Below are 20,468 nucleotides of genomic sequence, written 5' to 3'. Positions count from 1 at the left end.
TTTAGTGCTATTAATGTCTGCTTGTACAGATAAGGCTTTAAATAACCCCTATGTTGAGGATCACGGAGAAGGCAAGGTCATATATTCGTCATTTTCTGAACGGCCTAAGCATCTTGATCCTGCGAAAGCGTACAGTTCAAATGAGTATGCCATTATTGCGCAGGTCTACGAACCTTTATTTCAATACCATTATTTAAAACGCCCTTATCAATTAGAACCGCTAGCGGCCGCTAAAATGCCTTCGGTCAGCTACCTAAATGCGAAAGGTGAATATTTGCCAGACGATGCTGATGTGGCCAATATTGCTTTTAGTGAATATCATTTAACAATTAAAAATGATATTAAATTTCAGCCCCACCCGAGTTTTAATCTTGAATTACATAAAACATTGCCCGAGGGTTGGGATACTCGGTCTTTATACGACTTACCAACGGCAACACGTACATTAACGGTAGATGATTTTATTTATCAAATAAAGCGTTTGGCTGACCCAGCAACACAATCACCAATAGCCAGCTTAATGGCGAACTATATAGTGGGTTTTAAAGAGTTTTCAGAAAAACAAACGGCATTACAAAATAAATCGCCTAGATTAAGTAAAACTCAACGTTTGCACTCTGAGCAAATGACTGGCATCAAAAAATTAACGGGTCAACACTTTACGATTCGCATCAAAGGGAAATACCCACAGTTTATAAATTGGTTAGCAATGCCATTTTTTGCACCAATGCCCTGGGAAGCAGATGAGTTTTATTCAAACCCTCTATTGGTAGAAAAAAACATAACATTAGATTGGTTCCCTGTGGGAACAGGACCATATTTTTTGCAAGAAAATAACCCTAATAGACGAATGGTTCTGGCAAAAAACCCTAATTTTCATACGGAGTATTACCCTTCAGAAGCATACCCTGGTGCAGATATTCAGACCTTATTGATGGATTCAGGCAAACCATTACCCTTAACAGATAAAGTGATTTTCTCGTTAGAAAAAGAGAGCATTCCTTATTGGAATAAATTTTTACAAGGTTATTACGATGTTTCCGGTATTAGTTCAGATAGTTTTGACCAAGCGGTTAGTTTTTCGGCGCAAGGGGATGTTGGTTTAACCGATAATATGATTGCACGTGGCATTGGCCTACAAACAGCGGTGACAACATCGACCTATTATTTCGCGTTTAATATGTTAGATAATGTTGTTGGTGGTGATTCTGACAAGACTAGAAAGCTACGTCATGCTATTTCTATAGTTATGGATTATGAGGAATATATTTCAATTTTTCAAAATGGTCGTGGTGTTCCAGCACAAAGTATTATTCCTCCAGGTATTTTTGGTCATGTTGCTGGTAAGCAAGGGATGAACCCTGTTGTTTATAACTGGCGTGATGGCTTACGCAGACGGACTGTGGCTGAAGCAAGGGAGTTGCTGGCTGAGGCGGGCTACCCGAATGGGTTAGACCCAGCAACTGGGAAACCGTTGGTTTTATATTTTGACACAATGGACAGTGGGCCAGATAGTAAAGCTAGACTAAATTGGTTACGTAAACAGTTTGATAAACTTAATATTCAACTGGTTATTCGTAGTACAGATTACAATCGCTTCCAAGAAAAAATGCGTAATGGTAATGCGCAAATGTTTATGTGGGGTTGGAATGCAGATTACCCAGATCCTGAGAATTTTTTATTTTTGTTATATGGCAAAAATGCCAAATCAATTCATGGTGGTGAAAATGCTTCTAATTATCAAAATAAACAGTTTGATCGTTTGTTTGAGAAAATGAGCGCCATGGAAAATACCCCTGAACGCCAAGCGATCATTAAACAAATGGTAGCAATCAGCCAACAAGATGCACCGTGGTTATGGGGCTTTCATCCAAAAGCTTTTTCACTACATCATGCTTGGTATAAAAATGCATACCCCAATTTAATGGTCAATAATAAAACTAAATACATCAATATTGACCCTGAGATGAGGGATGAATATCAAAAGAAATGGAATGCGCCGGTTTATTGGCCATTAGTGTTCGTTTTATTGGTGATAGCCTGTTTACTATTACCTGCTTACATTATCTATCGGCGAATTGAGCGTTCCACAGCCCTATGATTAATTACATTATCAGACGTTTGTTTTATGTATTACCTGTGTTGCTTGGGGTCAATATATTAACGTTTGTACTATTTTTTATTGTTAACTCACCCGATGATATGGCGCGAATGCAACTGGGTGATAAACATGTGACTCAGGCTGCGGTTGATAACTGGAAGCAACAACGTGGCTATAACTTACCGTTACTGTGGAACAAGCAAGAAGCGGGTGTTAAACAGTTTTCGGAAACAATTTTTTTTGAAAAATCAGTGGGTTTGTTTGTATTTGATTTAGGCGTTTCTGATAGTGGTCGTGATATTGTTGCCGATATTTCGCAACGGATGTGGCCCAGTTTAGCTATCGCTATTCCATCATTAATATTTGGGGTATTAGCAAATATTACATTTGCCCTCTTATTAATATTTTATCGAGGCAGTATTTTAGAGTTTGGTGGTTTGTTTTTATGTATAGCCTTAATGTCTATTTCAGGGCTGTTTTATATTATTGCTGGTCAATATTTTGTAGGCAAGTTGTTAGCGCTAACCCCCATTTCTGGATATGCTCCGGGTGTCGATGCACTTAAGTTTATTATCCTACCTGTGTTGATTGGTGTGGTGTCTGGTTTAGGCTCTGGTGTTCGCTGGTACCGTACGTTATTTTTAGAAGAGGCTGCAAAGGATTATGTTAGAACAGCAAAAGCAAAGGGGCTGTCTGATATCGAAGTATTATTTAAACATGTGCTTAAAAATGCCATGATTCCAATTCTAACCGGCATTGTTGTGATATTACCCTTGCTCTTTATGGGGAGCTTGATTACCGAATCGTTTTTTGGAATACCGGGTTTAGGCAGTTACACCATTGACGCGATCAGTAGTCAAGACTTTGCTATTGTTCGTTCAATGGTGTTTCTTGGTTCATTTTTATACATTATTGGCCTGCTTTTGACCGATATTTCTTACACCTTGGTTGATCCAAGAGTACGGCTAGATTAATGCTGACGCTTTTATGGACAGATATGGCTGTGTTTGCCCTTGTGATCAGTGGGGTATGGGCTGTTTGCTATTCTCGAAAAAAAGAACATTTACGCCGGCCTTGGTTAAAAGTAATGAACAACTCGGTTGGCGTTATATCACTAACCGTTTTATTGGTGTTTTTATTGATTGGTACGTTAGATTCTATTCGGCTTGAGCATCATGAAACATTAGCGAATGGACAAATAAATGAACATGCAGAAGTCGTCAGTGTGTTGGATATCATATTGACGCCTTTGCGCACAAAGGTAGAGAAAACGTACTCTAAGCCTTTTGCACATTTGGCCTATGCTAAAGAAATGCGTGTCGATGCAAGCGGTGTTACTCGCTGGGTTTATCCTCCGTTGCTTCATGGAGGGGCGCATTTAGCTAAACCATCTAATAAGCAAAAAGATATCCTGGTTAAAATCTTACAAGGACTAGCAACGGGGGTTTTGGTCTGGTTCTTCTTAATAGCTATTTTTAAGCTGATAAGTAAACGTGCATTATTTACTGGCTCTAATGGCCTCAAGAGTTGTCTCTTAACGCTATTGGTTATATTTTGCTTAGTGTCTGTTTTAACAATGTTAGCACCTCATTACCATGTTTTAGGTACAGACAAGGTGGGCGAAGATGTGCTTTATCAAGCGATAAAAAGTATTCGTACAGGCTTGGTTATTGGTGCACTGACAACCATTGTTATGTTGCCTATAGCGATTACTTTTGGCTTAACCGCTGGGTTTTTTCGTGGTTGGATAGACGATGTTATTCAATACCTCTATACCACCCTAAGCTCCATTCCTAGTGTGTTACTGATAGCTGCAGCTATCTTAATGGCGCAGGTCTATATGGCAAATAACCCTGAATTATTTACCACAGTAGAAGACAGAGCGGATATGCGGCTCTTGCTGCTGTGTATGATTTTAGGTATTACGAGTTGGACAGGGCTTTGTCGACTATTACGTGCGGAAACCTTGAAAATTCGCGAAATGGACTATGTTGTTGCTGCCCGAGCATTAGGTGTTGGAAAGTTTCAATTGTTGAAGCGGCATGTGCTGCCTAATGTCATGCATATAGTGATGATTACCATTGTGCTCGATTTTAGTGGATTAGTGCTGGCCGAAGCGGTTCTGTCTTATATAAATATAGGTGTTGATCCATCAACCTACAGCTGGGGCAATATGATTAATACATCGCGGTTAGAAATGGCGCGTGAGCCGATTGTTTGGTGGTCTTTAACCGCGGCGTTTATTTTTATGTTTACCTTGGTGTTAGCGGCTAATTTATTTGCGGATGTCGTACGGGATGCTTTTGACCCAAGATCAATATAATTGAAAGCGTAGATTAACTTAAATTAAATTTGTAACGTATTGAATAATGAATAAATATATTTTCCATGATGCTCTTTTTTCTGATCAAGACCTTTCTTATATCAGTAAGGTTTTTGATACAAAAGCTGAACCTAACGATGGGTTTTATAGCTTAACGAGTCCACAGCTTGTTGAGCTTTCAGCAGTACGCCAGGCATTAAACTGCGATGTAAGTCGGTTACCAGATCATTTCGATGGACAGCAAGTACGCTTAATAGTCACTGATATGGACTCAACATTAATTTCTATTGAATGTATTGATGAAATTGCTGATATGTTAGGTATCAAGCCAAAAGTGTCGAGTATTACAGAAGCTGCGATGCGTGGTGAGTTAAATTTTGAAGAGTCGTTGACTCAACGAGTTGCGTTATTGAAAGGGTTACCTGTCGGGGAGTTGCAGCGTGTCTATGATGAACGGTTAAAGCTAAACCCGGGTGCAGAGAAACTTAATGATTATTTAAAGCAGTCAAAGATAAAGTTGGCCCTAGTGTCAGGTGGTTTTACTTTTTTTACTGAAAAATTAAAAAACAGATTAAACCTAGATTACACACTAGCTAATACCTTGGAAGTTGCTGATGGTTGCCTAACCGGTGCAGTGGAGGGTGATATTGTTGGCGCACAATCAAAAGCAGATTTGTTATTAGCGTTGTCTAAGGAATTGGGGTTAGCGCAGCATCAAGTGATAGCAATGGGTGATGGCGCCAATGATTTGTTGATGATGAATTGTGCTGGTTTAAGCGTGGCTTATCATGCAAAACCAACCGTTCAGGCTCAAACGGATATTCAATTAAACCATCGTGGTTTAGATGCTGTGGTTGATCTACTAAAAGCTTAATTAAGATGCGCGCACCGATACTGTCCGTTGACGGACTGATGACTCAATTTAATCAACCGTCTGAAACGGTTAAAGCGGTTGATGGTGTAAGTTTTGACATTGCTGAAGGGGAGACCTTTGCACTGGTTGGTGAGTCGGGTTGTGGCAAGTCAGTGACTGCTTTATCAGTAATGAGGCTGTTGTCTAATAACGCGCAAATAACAGCAGGAAAGGTACTATATCGGGGCGTCGATCTATTACGGATGGCAGAAAAAGATATGCGTCAGGTACGTGGAGTGCGTATATCGATGATATTTCAAGATCCAATGACATCGTTGAACCCAGTGCTAAGTATTGGGGAGCAGATTGCAGAAGCAGTTTTAGTGCATAAGAAACAAGCCGCTGAGGATGTAAGAAAACGTGTCATAGGATTGATTAAACAAGTCGGCATACCGGATGCAGATGAACGTTATGCTGATTACCCCCATCAATTATCCGGAGGAATGAGACAGCGAGTGATGATTGCCATTGCGTTAGCAAATGAGCCTGATTTATTGATTGCCGATGAGCCGACAACAGCGCTAGATGTAACTATCCAAACGCAAATTCTACAGTTGCTTAAAGAATTGCAGCGAGAAATGGGCATGTCGTTATGGATTATCACGCATGACTTGGGCATTGTGTCTGATATGGCTGACAAAGTTGCGGTGATGTATGCAGGGCAGTTAGTTGAAATGGCATCGCGAGATGACTTTTTTAAAAAGCCAGTACATCCTTATAGTCAGCGTTTATTTGATGCTGTTCCTAAAATGGAAAAGCGCAAGGAGTCGTTGGTAACCCTGCCAGGCACAGTTCCTAAGCTATCGCAGCCATTTGCTGGCTGCCGGTTTGCAGATCGTTGTGATTTTAAACAGTCGTCTTGTGTAGATTCGACTATGGTTGAGTGGACCGAGGTATCTAATACACATCAAGTAAGGTGTATAAGAGTAGGCGAGCTTGAACTGGTTGAGAAACTAGGGACTACATTGGCTTCTTCAAATGAAGATGCGGTAAACCATTCATCGTTAACGGTTAATCAACTAAAAGTTTATTTTCCGATCAAGAAAGGCTTGCTAAAGCGCACGGTTGGGCAGGTTAAGGCGGTAGATGAGGTTAGTTTGGAATTAACAGCAGGCAGTACAACTGCGTTAGTTGGGGAGTCCGGTTGTGGCAAAACCACGTTAGGAAAAGCACTGTTACGATTGTTGCCTATTACATCGGGTGATGTTGTATATAAAGGGCAGAATATCGCAAAGCTCTCAGAAAAAGCTTTTCAAGCATACCGCCAGCAGCTGCAAATTATTTTCCAAGATCCATTCTCATCGATGAACCCAAGAATGCTGGTTGGTGATATTTTGGAGGAAGGAATTAGGGCGTTAAAACCTAATTTAAGTGATGCCGATGTTGTGCGTGAGTGCAACAGCTTACTGCTTAAAGTTGGCTTAACAACAGAGGTTAGATTACGTTATCCTCACGAGTTTTCAGGTGGGCAGCGTCAACGTCTTTGTATTGCCCGTGCTTTGGCGGTTAATCCGTCAGTAATTGTTTGTGATGAACCAACCAGTGCATTAGATGTTTCTGTGCAAGCGCAAGTTTTAAATTTGTTGAAACAACTGCAACATGAGCAAGGGCTTAGTTATTTATTTATTACTCATGATCTGTCAGTGGTGGCTTATTTAGCTGATAAGGTTGCCGTTATGTATTTAGGGCGAATTGTTGAATATGGCAAGGTTGAAGAGGTACTTAATCGCCCGGCTCACCCTTATACAAAGGCATTGATTGAAGCAGTTCCTAGCTGGGATAAAGATTTGGGGAAAAAGGTCATTAAACTACCAGATAATACGCCATCACCCGCTAATCCGCCAACTGGCTGCCATTTCCATACACGTTGTGATCAAGCGATGGCTGATTGTAGCCAAATCAAACCGACTGATGTGTTATTGAGTGAAAGCCATAAAGTAGCCTGTTTGTTGTATCGGTAAACGTAGCTTGTTATGTCCTGGTGACATCAACAATAATTTTTAGTTTTTGTCCTGGCTTCAGGTATTTCTTATTTAAGGTGTTCCAACGTTTCAAATCTATAATGCTAACGTTGAACTTCCTAGAAATAAGGTACAAAGAGTCACCGCTTTTTACGGTATAGCGAATAGTCTGGTTTTTACGTTTAGAGGCGAGTTGCGTACGCGGGCTTGGATGTGTTGGGTGCTGACTCCAAATAACCAGCTTTTGACCAATTCTTAAGGTATCTCTGGGGGCCATTGCATTCCATTTAGCTAAGCTGCGAACGCCCACTCCGTATTGTTTAGCAATACTCCAGAATGAATCGCCTGACTGAACGTAATACTCTACTTTTTGCCCCTGGCGCGAGGTGTTAATAATGTCACTTTTACGCATATCCGCATTACTAGCGTATAAACGATTATTGTAATTAGCCGTAGGTATAAGTAGATGCTTGCCAGCTCTGATCAGGTTGTTTTTAATAGGGTTAGCTTGTTTTATTTGTGTAACCGTCGTGCGGTAACGTCTAGCAATTTGTCCCAAAGTTTCGCCGTTTTTAACTTTATGGTGAACCCACTTTAAGCGTTGTGAGTCGGGTAAAGCAGCCAATTTAGTTTTAAAATCGGCAGATTTAGACACGGGAAGTAGTAGGTAATGGGGCCCTTCAGGGCTGGTTGCCCATTGGTTAAATGAAGGGTTAAGAATGTATAAGTCTTCAATGCTAATTTCGGCAAGCTCAGCGGCGCGAGCAAGGTCAAGTTGTTTTGTAATGTTTACTTTTTCAAAAAATGGCTCATTAGGGATATCGATGAGTGTTACATTGTACTTGTCGGCATTTGCAAGAATACTTGCAATGGCAATTAATTTGGGGACGTAATGTCGCGTTTCTTTGCGAAGGCTAAGTGCCCAAAAATCAGTTGGGCGACCGAGTCGTCTGTTCTTTCTCATTGCTGACGACACAGAACCGCCGCCTGCATTATAGCCAGCTAAGGCAAGAAACCAATCATCATCAAATCGTTTAGATAGTTTTGTAAGGTAAGTTAAAGCAGCATTTGTAGAAGCGTACACATCACGTCGCCCATCATACCACCAAGTTTGTTTTAAGCCGTATGCGACACCAGTAGAGGGGATGAACTGCCATAAACCAGCAGCTCTGCCATGCGAATAAGCAAAGGGTTTATAAGCACTTTCAACAATGGGTAAGAGGGCAAGTTCACCGGGAAGTCCGCGTTTTTCTATTTCATTAACGATATGGAAAAGATACGGTTTTGCATTTTGTTGAACGCGTATTAAATAGTCAGGGTGTTTGCTGTACCAGTCAATCTCAGCTTGGATGCGGTCGTTTTCAATGGTCGGGAATTGATACAATGAGAACAAACGAGACCAGAGATTTTTCGACAAATTGACGTTAGATGAAGGCGTTTTTTGAACAGCCTTTATAGTGCTTGAACTGGCTAGCGATTGTGCTTCAGTAGAAGGGTTTAGTTCAGCTGTTGGCGTCGGTTTAAGCTGTATCGGGGTACAAGAAATAAGTATAGTAAAGCTGGCAAATAAAAGAAAACTGATCGTTTTATTTGTGATTAAATATCGCATTGAATTGGGCTAGTTGTGACGGGTTAGTTTAATATTCTAATTATAGGTTGTTTAATTAATGGTAGACAGAAAAAACTCATTTATAGGCAGCACTAGCGAACTTCGTCATTGGTTTGAGTCGCCTATTGGGCAAATTTTTCGGCAAACGGAATCTGTTTTATTAAGTGAAAAACTCAAAGAGGGGTTTCACCCAGAAGTATTACAGCTTGATTTTATCGGTTGGGAAGACGAGCTTCATGAAGCAATGCGTTTTGCTCATTACACTATTTTGGACCATGAGTTAAACAAGACGACAAACTACCCATGCATCGTCGGGGAGGCCGATAGTTTACCGATAGAAACGCATAGTGTAGATGTTGTTATTATGCCGCATACATTAGAGTTTGAAGAAAACCCTCACCAAGTTTTGCGCGAAGTAGATCGAGTATTAAGGCCTGAAGGCATTATCTTATTGATGGGGTTTAATCCATGGTCTTTTTGGCATTTACCTCGATTTTTACCAAAAGTGATGAAAAAAACACCTTGGAACGGTCATTTTATTAGTCGTTATCGGGTGGTCGATTGGTTAAGGTTGTTGAATTTCGAGATTGAAAAAAGCAAAGGTTGCTGTTTGTTTCCATTGCATAAAAAAGAAGCGACGACGACACGACAAAAACTTATTGAAAAGGTACTGGCCTGTTTGCCCTTTTTGCCAGCCGCATATTTTGTAATGGGTGTTAAGCGTGTTTCAGGTGGCACGCCTATTTTTCATTTAAAAGATTTAAAAAAACGATTTATTTCACCTCTAACTGAACCAGCGACAAAGATAATACATGTTAAAAAAGAGCGTACAAATATACACTGACGGCGCATGCCGAGGAAACCCAGGAATAGGCGGTTGGGGCGCCAGTTTGCAGTACAACGGGACTAAAAAAGAAATTTACGGGGGAGAGCTAGAAACGACCAATAACCGTATGGAGCTAACCGCGGTAATTGAAGCGTTGAAACTATTAAAAGAACCAGCGGAATTAACCATCAATAGTGACTCTAAATATGTTTTAAGTGGCATTAATGAGTGGTTACCCAACTGGAAAAAAAGAAACTGGAAAACGGCGAGTAGAAAGCCCGTTAAAAATGTGGATCTTTGGCAACAATTAGATGCATTGGCTCAACCGCACACTATTAAATGGGTTTGGGTTAAAGGGCATAGTGGTAATGTAGGTAATGATAGGGCCGATGAGCTGGCAAATATGGGTATAGATTCATTATGAGACAAATTATTTTAGATACTGAAACCACTGGGCTTGAGCCAAAACAGGGGCACCGTATTATCGAGGTAGGATGCGTTGAGTTGGTTAATAGACGTTTAACAGGGAACAATTTCCATTATTACTTGAATCCGCAGCGAGATATTGATGAAGGGGCTGTTGAGGTGCATGGTTTAACAGCTGAGTTTTTAGCGGATAAACCGTTATATGAGAATATTGCAGAAGAACTTTTCGAGTATCTAAAAGGAGCCGAAGTGATTATTCACAACGCGGCATTTGACGTTGGCTTTATTAATCATGAATACAGTTTGATGGGTTCGGATCATACAGATATGGCATCGTGGTGTGAGGTGACAGACTCTCTGCATATGGCTAGAAAGATGTTTCCTGGCCAACGCAATAGCTTAGATGCGCTTTGCAAGCGCTTTGAGATAGACAATAGCCAACGAACGTTGCATGGCGCTTTGTTAGATGCTGAGATTCTAGCCGATGTGTATTTGATGATGACCGGTGGGCAGAACTCCCTGTTTGCTGATGAGCATCAAACGGATACTGTATTTGAGCCTAAAATGTTAGATAAGAATCGCCAGCTTTTACCAGTTATTAAGGCGAGCAGTGACGAGTTAGAAAAGCACGCTGAGCGAATGGAAATGATTAATAAGGCGTCCGGTGGCCAATGTGTTTGGGATAAAATTAACCAAACTGCTCAGTAGATATAAGGCGTGTAAATATTAAGAAAAGTCATTGGTTTTAAATAGAGACTATTTGTCGATCATGAGCAAATGACTTAATGCGATGTAACGAGCCATTACGGGGCTGCTAAAGCCTTAACGAAAGTTATTATTTTGTGATGGCTTCATTTAGTAACAGTTTTTTGCTGACTTCCATGAAACTTACCCTCGTTGAGTATAAAATATCGCTTTTATTTTATCTGGTGATTTTAAATGACAGTCCGTACACGATTTGCTCCTAGCCCCACAGGTTACCTACATGTTGGTGGTGCAAGAACAGCCTTATTTTCATGGTTATATGCTAAAAAAACAAAAGGGCAGTTTGTATTAAGAATAGAAGACACCGACCGTGAACGGTCTACAGACGAATCGGTGCAAGCTATTTTTGATGGTATGAAGTGGCTTGGACTGTCCCACGATGAAGGGCCTTTTTTTCAAACAGAGCGATTTCCCCGTTATCAAGAAATTATTGAACAGCTATTAGAACAAGGTGATGCTTATCATTGTTATTGTTCTGCTGAAGAAGTAGAAGCAATGCGTGAGCAGCAGCGTGCTAATAAACAAAAACCACGTTATAACGGGAAGTGCCGACACCGTACAGAAGCTGTTGAAGGCGTGTCACCCGTGGTACGCTTTAAAAACCCAGAAACGGGTATGGTTGTTTTTGATGATTTGGTACGCGGCGAAATATCCATTGCTAATGACGAGTTAGATGATCTGGTTATTGCCCGATCAGATGGCACACCAACGTATAACTTAACCGTTGTGGTGGATGACTTAGATATGAATATGACGCATGTGATACGCGGCGATGATCATATCAACAATACACCTCGACAAATCAACATTATGAAAGCACTTGGTGCTCAGGAACCTCGATTTGCACATGTGCCGATGATTCTTGGCGACGATGGCGCACGATTATCCAAACGACATGGTGCGGTTAGTGTTATGCAATATCGCGATGACGGTTTTCTACCCGAGGCCTTATTGAATTATTTGGTTCGTTTAGGCTGGTCTCATGGTGACAAAGAGTTGTTTACACAAGCTGAAATGATTGAGCTATTTGATATTAAAGATGTCAATAGAACCGCCTCAACATTCAATACAGAGAAACTACTTTGGATTAATCAACAATACATTATAAATAGTGACCCTGAGCGGTTGGTTGAGCCATTAAGTGAACAATTAGTAGCGCAAGGTTGTGATGTGGATAAGGGACCATCTATTATAGAGCTTGTAAAAACACAGCAAGAGCGCGCTAAAACATTAAAAGAAATGGCCGAAAAAAGTCTTATGTTTTATAATAACTATGAGGCGTTTGATGAAAAAGCAGCTAAAAAGAATTTAAAGGCAGCTAGTTTAGAACCCTTAGAAATGATGTTAGCAACATTTGAAGCGTTAGATGACTGGTCTAAAGAAAAGCTGCATGAGGTGATTATAAAAACGGCTGAAACTTTGGATTTAAAACTTGGAAAAGTTGCGCAGCCATTACGTGTTGCATTATCAGGTACATCAGTTTCACCAGCATTAGATGCAACGCTTTTCTTGCTGGGGAAAGAAACCTGTATAAAAAACATCAAAAGAGGGATAGATTACATAAAAAATAGAATTCTTCTGCAAGAAGGCTAGACACTTAGTTAATCATTCAGTACAATTCGCGTCCTGCCAAGAGGGGCCATAGCTCAGCTGGGAGAGCGCAACACTGGCAGTGTTGAGGTCAGCGGTTCGATCCCGCTTGGCTCCACCATTTTTTTGGTGATAAAGTGATTTAGACGATTCACTTTTGTAGTAAATATAGACTTAGTCCCCATCGTCTAGAGGCCTAGGACACCGCCCTTTCACGGCGGTAACAGGGGTTCGAACCCCCTTGGGGACGCCATTTAAAAAACCGCTTACAGAAATGTAAGCGGTTTTTTTATGCGCGTAGATATTTCTCAGGTTTAAACAGGCTAGAGTGCTTTAGTAGAAAGATTTTAATAAGGCAGTATTTGTGAGAAACAACAATAAATGCTGAAAGGAGCAGACCTAAAAGGAGGGGTTAGTTTAAATTAAACTCAAGTTGATCAGCGGGCCCATTTTTTGCTTTTTTATCGTTCATACTTTGTAAACCACTGGCACTGATGCCGACTAATCGAACACCTTGTTGACCAGCGTCAGTGCGAGAGAGTAATTCTGTGAGTATGTTGGGTATTTCAGGTAATTGAATAAAAATTTTAGTACTGCTGTACGAACGAGTCACTGATTTAAAATTTGCGTATTTTATTTTTACGGTGATTGTTTTAGCCATGAACTGCTGAGCTGCTAAATTTTCGAAGACCTTTTGCGCTAATTGATTGAGTTTTTCAAGCAGTAAGGTTTTATCATAAACATCCGTTTTGAATGTTTTTTCTTTACCTAATGATTTTCTAATACGTGTGCTGCGTACAGGGCGATGGTCGATACCACGCGCGATTTGGAAAAAGTACTCGGCTGATTTACCAAAATGCTTAGTTAATTCGACAGAGCTTTTAGAGCGTAAATCACGGCCTGTTTTAATGCCTAATTTATTCATTTTTATCTCTGTGGCAGGGCCAACACCGTAAAAACTTCCAATAGGTAGGGTTGCTATAAACGCTTCGCCTTGCTCTGGTCTTATAACATACAGGCCATCAGGCTTATCCATATCAGAGGCTATTTTTGCCAAAAATTTATTGTATGAAACACCCGCTGATGCAATCAGCTGCGTTTCGGCTTTAATGTCATGTTTAATGGCTTCAGCGATCCGCGTTGCTGAGCCTTTATATTCGCTGCTATGGCTAACATCAAGATACGCTTCATCAAGTGATAAGGGTTCAACGTCTGTGGCATAACGCCAGAATATTTCATGGATTATTTTTGATACGGCTTTATAGGCATCAAATCTAGGCGGAATAAATATAGCTTGTGGACAAAGTCTGTAAGCGCGTGAGCAGGGCATGGCAGAATGAATACCAAATTGGCGTGCTTCGTAGCTACAAGCCGCTACCACACCACGACTATTTGGCTGGCCACCGACAATAACAGGTTTGCCTTGTAGTTCAGGCTGGTCACGCTGTTCAACGGAGGCAAAGAAGGCATCCATGTCGATATGGATAATTTTTCGTTGCAAAGGGGTCATTAACTCACATTATGCCGAGTTTTCTTTATTTTAAGATAGGCAAGGCGCATTGTAATAAATAAGCCAGCAATAAAGATAGTGATGCCTGTTATAGAACTGCGATTAAAGGGCCCCCGGAATGGAGAAAGTGTCTAAAGAGAAAAAAATAATGGAAATTGTAACAGAGCCATTTAGTGACGGTGTCTGCAAAAATTAAATCTAGCTTGATGGTGCAGGTGAAATTAGTTTTATAATCGTCGGGCGCGTTATTATATGGCTAATTATGTATCTGCGGTTTAAGTAAATAAGCGTAGGGCTTGTGTGGTTTATCTGTACGTTTATTATAGCTTTACTAATTTTTCAGCTATACATGATGGTGTCAACATGCTTTAGTGGCTGTGAACAGCTAGGCGGATTACGGATGGCTAGTTATGAGAAGTTTTGCTTGCATCTGCCATGCATAGCTCACTTTTCTGTTAGTATTTTTGGCGTCAGGTTATGTTGACTGTTGACCATTGAAAGCAAACCAATAATGAAAATTAAAATAGGAGAAAATAATGTCTATAGATGTAACGCTGGATATGCACGTGAGTGCAGACAATCGTGAAACGTTATTGAATACACTGGAAGCTATTTTGCCAGATACACGGTCCTTTAAAGGTTGTCAGAGTATTGTTGTAACTTGCAATGATGATGACCCTTTAAATATTGTGCTACTTGAAAAATGGGAAACACGTGCAGATCATGAAAGCTATGTTGCTTGGCGTGGAGAACGAGGAGATCTAAAAAAACTGGGTGCTCTGTTAACAGCGCCACCGGCTTCTAAGTTTCTTTCAGCCTTAGATATATAAGCGTTATTAAAAAATAATAGACTGGAGCTAAAGAAGCTTCAGATAAATAAAAATGATACCTTTTCTAGGTATTAATACTCGATAGGGGCTGACCTTCAGCCCCAAACTTTAATAATAATAAAAATTTATGCATATTTTATCCGTTGCTCTGATTGCTATTTTAGCCATCACTCTTAGTGCTTGTGGTGATGTATCGAATAGTCAACCATTAAATAAGCTCGTTGATGTAACTACTTTTTCATATCAACCGGCGACTCGTATTATGGATTACCCGGGTCGTGTTCAAGCTCGATATCAAACTGAGTTATCATTCCAGGTAGAAGGTCGTTTGATTGAGCGCCTAGTTGAAGTTGGTGATGTAGTGCAAAAAGGTGACCTTATTGCAGTGCTTGATGCAAAAGACTATGCGTTGAGCAATGAAAGCTATTCCAATAAGAAAAAGGCTGCTGAAGCAGATTTACAAAGAGCTCAGCGTGATTTGGCTCGGGCTAAAGAATTACGTCAAAAGAAGTTTATTGGGCAATCCGAGCTTGATAAAGCGATTAATATTGAACGAGCCGCTTATGCTGAATTAAACGTGATGAAAGCGGAATATGCTCAACGTGTGAATCAGCATGGGTATACGCAATTATTAGCCCCAGCAGACGGTGTTGTTATTTCACTTGGTAAAGAAGTCGGTGATGTGGTTAAAGCTGGCGCAGCCATTGCTATGTTTGCCTGGAAAGATGGTTGGGAATTTGTTACAGCGGTAGCAGAAAAAGAGATTAATCAATTATCAATTGGTCAGTCAGTCAGCGTTACACTTTGGGCCTATGACGATAAAGAATATGCTGCATCAGTTCGTGAAATTAGCCCTATTTCAACCATTAACGCCCCCTCGTATAGAGTAAAACTGAGTCTTAATGAGCAACCCAACGGGGTAAAACTGGGTATGACAGGGCATGCGTTATTTTCAATAAAAGAGGATCGTGTAGGCTTGTTGCCAACGTCTGCTATTGTTAAGAATGATGGTCAAATGATGGTCATGACCGTTGATTCAACGACAAAACAGGTTCGTGCTAAGCAGGTTACTCTGGGTCAATCACTAGCAGACCATGTGAGCATTGTTGATGGCTTAAAGGATGGCCAATGGGTGGTGATTGCTGGCGCTAATAAAATCGAAGAAGGTAATACGGTTAGAGTTTTAACCAATGAGTGATAAAGAGCGCATAAACCTCGCACGATGGGGAATAAAGCACTCACAGGTGCTGATCTATTTTATGGTTGTTATTTTGGTGGCCGGAACGTTTGCCTTTTTCAAGCTAGGGCAGCGTGATTTACCCGTTTTTGCAATTAAAACTATTGTGGTTAATGTGAAATGGCCCGGAGCGTCGGCAGAAGAAATGTCGCAATTCGTGACAGACCCCATTGAAACAAAATTACTAGAAGTGCCTTGGCTTCGCGAAGTCAGCTCGTTTAGTAAACCGGGTGAGGCGTGGTTAATCGTTAATATTGAAGATTTTATGCCAAATGCCGCGATAGAGATGAAGGATCGTGCGTATGACATACGAAAAAAAATCAATGATATTCAACATCGGTTGCCTGAAGGTGTTCAAGGTCCTTTTATTAATGATGAGTTTGGCGATATTTTTTCAATGGTGTACAGCTTCAATAGTGACGACTACTCATTTGCGGATTTGAAAGATTATGCTGAGAAAGCGCGAAATGCTTTGGTGCGTATTGAGTCAGTGGAAAAAGCTATTTTATACAGCGTACAAAATGAAAAAATATTTGTAGAGATGGATGATAAGCGTATGTCGGCGCTGGGTTTAGATCCTTTGCAAATTGGTATTTTGTTGCAACAACATAATAAGGTGCAAACCAGTGGCCGAATAGAAGGCAAGCAGTCCTATTATAGGCTTAGCCTTAATGATCGTTTTCAATCCATTGACGATATAAAAAAACTGCCTATTAAGCTACAGGATAATAGCGTTATATATCTTGAAAATATCGCCACTATTAGCCGAGGTTACGACGATCCGCCTGTATTCAGGATGCGTGTTAATGGTAACCCGTCTATTGGGCTAGGTATTACGATGCGTAAAGGCTATCAATTACTGACCTTGTCAGATGAGGTTAAGGCCACCATGGCAGAGTTTACAGAACAGTTACCCGCTGGTGTGGAGGTCGTTTTGGTGAGCGATCAGCCTAAATCTGTGCAAGCACAAATTAATCGGTTTTTGCTTAAATTATTAATAGCTGTTTTTATTGTATTGGTGGTTTGCTATTTCTCACTTGGGTTTCGTACCGGCTTTATCGTAGCGCTAGCCATTCCTGTGGTTTTGGGTTTGGTATTTGTCATGATGTCTATATTAGGAATCCCCCTTACCCGTACCTCTTTGGGTGCCTTAGTCATTGCACTTGGCTTGTTAGTAGATGATGCGATGATCGTGGTGGAATTAGTTCATGTAAAACTCGAGCAAGGTTGGGATAGGTTAAAAGCTGCTACCTATGCATATACTGCGACATCGAAACCGATGTTAAGTGGTACCTTAATTGCGGCCGTAGGCTTTTTACCAGTTTATATTGTCGATGCAGCACCGAATGAGATATTGGGTAATCTTTTTGTAGTGATTGGTGTGGCGTTAATTGCCTCTTGGATAGTGGCTGTTTTGTTAACCCCTTATTTGTCTTTTAAATTGCTAAAGGTTGAACACCAGGGTAAGCAGCATATACAAACGGCTAATGTCGACAATTCGGCTATGTATCAGAGTGATTTTTATAATCGGTTTCGCCGCTTAATCGCTTGGTGTATGTGTCATAACAAAACGGTACTAGGGGTCACGGCACTCTCATTCGTTTTGACCATATTTGGAATGCAGCATGTAAAAATGGAGTTTTTTCCAGGCAATGATCGCCCTGAGGCACTGGTCGATGTCTGGTTCCCAGAGGGGACTAGCTACCATCAAATGGAGCGTCAGATCGCCGATGTTGAACGGTTGCTAGACGCACAAGATAATATTGAAAATTACCTTACTTATATCGGCGGGGATTCTTTGCGTGTACAGAATGATATGTACATAGAGCAACCTAATGCGAACTACAGCAAAATTATTGTGATTGCAAAGAACCTAGAGGCACGTGCACAAATAAAAACCTTGTTAAGCGACTATTTTGCAACACATCAACCCAATGTGCGAACCCGTGTGTATAACCTTGTATATGGTTTACCGTTCAACTACCCCGTTCAATATTTAATCACTGGAAATGATGCTGAAAAATTGTCTGATATTTCTGAGCAATTAAAAGACATACTCAGAAATAATCCACAAACAAGAGATGTGCATGATAATCGCCGAGAAAAACGGGTGGTGGTAGATATTAAGCTTGACTTGCCCCGTGTGGCAGCTAGTGGGACTGATCCGGCTCAGTTGAGCAAAACACTCGGTGTTATGCTTAATGGCTTACCGGTGACTCAATATCGCGAGGGTAATGACCATATTGATGTTGTGCTTCGTAATGAATCGGAGAATCGTTATAACCTAGATCGAATTAATTATTTACAAGTGCCCTTAGGCAACGGCACAACCGTTGCGTTGTCTGAGCTGGCAGATATCAGTTTGAAATTTGAAGAAGGTGTTATCTGGCGCTATAACGGATATCGTTCGGTGATTGTGCAGTCATTATTGGAAGAGGGCGTGTTGAATTTTGATGTGGTTAAAGCGTTAAAACCACAGATAGATGAATTACGTGATTCATTACCTAGTGGTTATCGGGTTGAAGTGTTTGGAGAAGTGGATATCTCCAGAGAAGTTGATACACAATTAGCGAAAACAATGCCTTTTATGTTGATTGCGATACTTACCTTATTAATGTTTGAGCTAAATAGTATAAAAAAAATGTTCTTAGTTTTAATGACGGTACCATTGGGACTAATTGGAGTTGTCTTTATTTTATTAGTATTGGACTTGTCATTTGGTCTAGTAGCACGGCTTGGCTTACTGGCCTTGGTGGGTATTATTATTCGAAATTCGATTATTTTAATGGATCAAATTGATCAAGATTTAGCATCGGGTTCATCACCTTGGAATGCGGTATTGGAGTCAACTGTACGACGTGCTAGGCCGATTATTTTGACAGCCTTGGCAGCTATTTTCGCGATGATACCGTTGATTACAGATTATTTTTGGGGTCCAATGGCGATCACTATGATGTCGGGACTGTTAGTTGCGACCTTGTTAACATTGCTGGTATTTCCAACGATGTACGTGGCGTTTTTTAAGGTTAAAGGTTAGTAAAGGATACTGGCTGTGCGCAAAAACTAATAACGATTATTCTGATCGCAGCGGTCTTAAAAGTATTGCTGTATTGAGGAAAGTTATAGGTTCTTGCACTTATAAACTGCTCTATATCAAGGTTGAAGTTCTTTTTTTTTATATTACTTGTATACTATTTCTTTTAGTTTAATAATTTTTGAAATGAAATTATCGAAAGGATTGGATAAGAAAAATAAAATATTTGATGTTGCGTTAACGCTATTTTCAAAATATGGCTTTAAGGCAGTTACTATGAGAGAGATAGCTGCTAAATCATCGACCAGTCTCGGTTCCTTATATATTCACTATAAATCAAAGGCAGAGTTATATGACATGGTTTTAGATAGTGCTTACCTTGAGCACGCTAAAGCATGGCGAGTAACCTCTGATCCTGATGAAACTTTAGAAAGTAAACTGTACCGATTTATAAATAACTTTTGCCACTTTATGAATGATAACGTTGAAGTGGCGAAGCTTTTTAAACGTGAACAACTGGATGCTGATCCTAAGCGTATTAAGAAGCTTGCAGAGAAGGTATTATCCGAAGAATATAATAATTTAAAAGAGCTAGTGATAGAGGCTAACCCTACATGTCATGCAGATGTCACGACGGTTTTGATTTTTGGTATGGCACTAAATTATTATGAAACGATGGAATTTAGAAAATACTTTCCTGGTTATGATGATTCCATCAATAGTCCAGATTTTATTGCAGAGCAAATATTTAATATGGCAATAGCGGGGCTTAAAAGTACGTAAGCGCCTAGTTATTCTTCAATATGTTTATGTTAATTGTTCTTAACAACTGTAAGCAAATTCGTTTAAATATCTAAATTATTTAAATTCCCAAGCTAATTCCAGACTTATTGCGTTGATAATTCCTACTAACGCATTCAGTGTATTGACCACCACGAGTGGTAATAACCTTCATTGTTTTAAGGAATTGATCAGTGAAATCTCATTAATAATCAGATCCATTTAAATGTAATGTGACTCTAAAAAGGGGATGGTTATTTATTTCCTAAGTTATTGATTAATGATGAGTTAGATCGGTTTCAATTATTTCCCTGTGCACACTCCTTATGTAAAGTACTTTAAATATGTATGAACAAATGTTCATTTTGATGTTGAAGTTATAAAAACACGCTGATAATATTTATGTGAACAATTGTTCATATTGATTTAAAAAACATTAAATCTAAAGAACGTGGGTTATGAACAAAAGTTCAAATAATTGTTGCGATGCAAAAAAACAGGTGGTAGGATTTAGTGAACAAGTGTTCATTTGAACCAGAAATGAAAAGGTAGATGTTAATTAT

The 20,468-nt window shown here is 40.1% G+C and carries 15 protein-coding genes and 2 tRNA genes; 15 read left to right on the top strand and 2 right to left on the bottom strand.

Translation table 11 applies throughout. The annotated features are described in order from the left end of the window. Positions 1-13 precede the first annotated feature (13 nt). The 5 genes from CYCME_RS08050 to CYCME_RS08030 are packed head-to-tail and all read left to right on the top strand — an operon-like array spanning position 14 to position 7,298. The gene (locus CYCME_RS08050) at positions 14-2,101 is read left to right on the top strand and encodes an ABC transporter substrate-binding protein (protein WP_020932724.1); all 2,088 of its coding nucleotides are present in this window, start codon (positions 14-16) and stop codon (positions 2,099-2,101) included. After that, positions 2,098-3,075, top strand: a complete 978-nt coding sequence (locus CYCME_RS08045; RefSeq protein ID WP_015005759.1) for an ABC transporter permease — start codon at positions 2,098-2,100, stop codon at positions 3,073-3,075. The genes CYCME_RS08050 and CYCME_RS08045 overlap by 4 nt, the downstream gene beginning before the upstream one ends. Continuing rightward, positions 3,075-4,424, top strand: a complete 1,350-nt coding sequence (locus CYCME_RS08040; protein WP_020162070.1) for an ABC transporter permease — start codon at positions 3,075-3,077, stop codon at positions 4,422-4,424. Before CYCME_RS08045 ends, CYCME_RS08040 begins: the two co-directional genes overlap by 1 nt. 46 nt (positions 4,425-4,470) lie before the next feature. After that, the gene (serB, locus tag CYCME_RS08035) at positions 4,471-5,298 is read left to right on the top strand and encodes a phosphoserine phosphatase SerB (protein WP_015005761.1); all 828 of its coding nucleotides are present in this window, start codon (positions 4,471-4,473) and stop codon (positions 5,296-5,298) included. 5 nt (positions 5,299-5,303) lie between these two features. After that, complete coding sequence (locus tag CYCME_RS08030) at positions 5,304-7,298, top strand: dipeptide ABC transporter ATP-binding protein (RefSeq protein WP_020932723.1); 1,995 nt, start codon at positions 5,304-5,306, stop codon at positions 7,296-7,298. 10 nt (positions 7,299-7,308) lie between these two features. Here the strand turns inward: CYCME_RS08030 and CYCME_RS08025 are convergent, their stop codons facing one another. After that, entirely contained in the window at positions 7,309-8,907 is a 1,599-nt protein-coding gene (locus tag CYCME_RS08025; protein ID WP_020932722.1) for a LysM peptidoglycan-binding domain-containing protein, read from the bottom strand. A gap of 58 nt (positions 8,908-8,965) precedes the next feature. Between CYCME_RS08025 and CYCME_RS08020 the strand changes: the two genes are divergently transcribed. From CYCME_RS08020 to CYCME_RS07995, 6 genes are all read left to right on the top strand, one after another. Then, the gene (locus CYCME_RS08020; protein WP_015005764.1) at positions 8,966-9,751 is read left to right on the top strand and encodes a class I SAM-dependent methyltransferase; all 786 of its coding nucleotides are present in this window, start codon (positions 8,966-8,968) and stop codon (positions 9,749-9,751) included. Further along, on the top strand, positions 9,720-10,157 hold the full coding sequence (rnhA, locus tag CYCME_RS08015; protein WP_015005765.1) for a ribonuclease HI: 438 nt from the start codon (positions 9,720-9,722) through the stop codon (positions 10,155-10,157). The genes CYCME_RS08020 and rnhA overlap by 32 nt, the downstream gene beginning before the upstream one ends. After that, a complete protein-coding gene (dnaQ, locus tag CYCME_RS08010) occupies positions 10,154-10,867 on the top strand; it encodes a DNA polymerase III subunit epsilon (protein WP_020162074.1) in 714 nt (237 codons plus the stop codon). The genes rnhA and dnaQ overlap by 4 nt, the downstream gene beginning before the upstream one ends. Positions 10,868-11,098: 231 nt before the next feature. Beyond that, positions 11,099-12,517, top strand: a complete 1,419-nt coding sequence (gltX, locus tag CYCME_RS08005) for a glutamate--tRNA ligase (protein WP_015005767.1) — start codon at positions 11,099-11,101, stop codon at positions 12,515-12,517. Positions 12,518-12,559: 42 nt separating this feature from the next. After that, positions 12,560-12,635, top strand: a tRNA-Ala gene (locus CYCME_RS08000). A 56-nt stretch (positions 12,636-12,691) separates the two neighbouring features. Next, positions 12,692-12,767, top strand: a tRNA-Glu gene (locus CYCME_RS07995). Between the two features lie 159 nt (positions 12,768-12,926). Here CYCME_RS07995 and dinB read toward each other — a convergent pair. Continuing rightward, positions 12,927-14,024 carry a DNA polymerase IV gene (dinB, locus tag CYCME_RS07990; protein WP_020932721.1) on the bottom strand — a complete coding sequence of 366 codons (1,098 nt, stop codon included), beginning with the start codon at positions 14,022-14,024 and terminating at the stop codon, positions 12,927-12,929. 536 nt (positions 14,025-14,560) lie between these two features. Here dinB and CYCME_RS07985 point away from each other — a divergent pair. From CYCME_RS07985 to CYCME_RS07970, 4 genes are all read left to right on the top strand, one after another. Then, positions 14,561-14,854 (top strand): putative quinol monooxygenase, encoded by a 294-nt coding sequence (locus CYCME_RS07985; RefSeq protein ID WP_015005769.1) that lies wholly within the window; start codon positions 14,561-14,563, stop codon positions 14,852-14,854. 127 nt (positions 14,855-14,981) lie between these two features. After that, entirely contained in the window at positions 14,982-16,052 is a 1,071-nt protein-coding gene (locus CYCME_RS07980; protein ID WP_020932719.1) for an efflux RND transporter periplasmic adaptor subunit, read from the top strand. Beyond that, entirely contained in the window at positions 16,045-19,128 is a 3,084-nt protein-coding gene (locus tag CYCME_RS07975) for an efflux RND transporter permease subunit (protein ID WP_020932718.1), read from the top strand. Before CYCME_RS07980 ends, CYCME_RS07975 begins: the two co-directional genes overlap by 8 nt. 183 nt (positions 19,129-19,311) lie before the next feature. Further along, complete coding sequence (locus tag CYCME_RS07970) at positions 19,312-19,908, top strand: TetR/AcrR family transcriptional regulator (RefSeq protein ID WP_015005772.1); 597 nt, start codon at positions 19,312-19,314, stop codon at positions 19,906-19,908. Positions 19,909-20,468: the final 560 nt, after the last annotated feature.

It is taken from the genome of Cycloclasticus zancles 78-ME (assembly GCF_000442595.1).
In the GTDB taxonomy this organism is placed as follows: Bacteria; Pseudomonadota; Gammaproteobacteria; order Methylococcales; family Cycloclasticaceae; genus Cycloclasticus; species Cycloclasticus pugetii.
Note: the sequence above shows the minus strand (reverse complement) of the source record. Positions and strands in the feature narration are given on the sequence as shown.

Coding starts and splice junctions, on each gene's coding strand:
- CYCME_RS08050 (WP_020932724.1), top strand. CDS start 14: ATGTCTGCTTGTACAGATAAGGCTTTAAATAACCCCTATGTTGAGGAT.
- CYCME_RS08045 (WP_015005759.1), top strand. CDS start 2,098: ATGATTAATTACATTATCAGACGTTTGTTTTATGTATTACCTGTGTTG.
- CYCME_RS08040 (WP_020162070.1), top strand. CDS start 3,075: ATGCTGACGCTTTTATGGACAGATATGGCTGTGTTTGCCCTTGTGATC.
- serB (WP_015005761.1), top strand. CDS start 4,471: ATGAATAAATATATTTTCCATGATGCTCTTTTTTCTGATCAAGACCTT.
- CYCME_RS08030 (WP_020932723.1), top strand. CDS start 5,304: ATGCGCGCACCGATACTGTCCGTTGACGGACTGATGACTCAATTTAAT.
- CYCME_RS08025 (WP_020932722.1), bottom strand. CDS start 8,907: ATGCGATATTTAATCACAAATAAAACGATCAGTTTTCTTTTATTTGCC.
- CYCME_RS08020 (WP_015005764.1), top strand. CDS start 8,966: ATGGTAGACAGAAAAAACTCATTTATAGGCAGCACTAGCGAACTTCGT.
- rnhA (WP_015005765.1), top strand. CDS start 9,720: ATGTTAAAAAAGAGCGTACAAATATACACTGACGGCGCATGCCGAGGA.
- dnaQ (WP_020162074.1), top strand. CDS start 10,154: ATGAGACAAATTATTTTAGATACTGAAACCACTGGGCTTGAGCCAAAA.
- gltX (WP_015005767.1), top strand. CDS start 11,099: ATGACAGTCCGTACACGATTTGCTCCTAGCCCCACAGGTTACCTACAT.
- dinB (WP_020932721.1), bottom strand. CDS start 14,024: ATGACCCCTTTGCAACGAAAAATTATCCATATCGACATGGATGCCTTC.
- CYCME_RS07985 (WP_015005769.1), top strand. CDS start 14,561: ATGTCTATAGATGTAACGCTGGATATGCACGTGAGTGCAGACAATCGT.
- CYCME_RS07980 (WP_020932719.1), top strand. CDS start 14,982: ATGCATATTTTATCCGTTGCTCTGATTGCTATTTTAGCCATCACTCTT.
- CYCME_RS07975 (WP_020932718.1), top strand. CDS start 16,045: ATGAGTGATAAAGAGCGCATAAACCTCGCACGATGGGGAATAAAGCAC.
- CYCME_RS07970 (WP_015005772.1), top strand. CDS start 19,312: ATGAAATTATCGAAAGGATTGGATAAGAAAAATAAAATATTTGATGTT.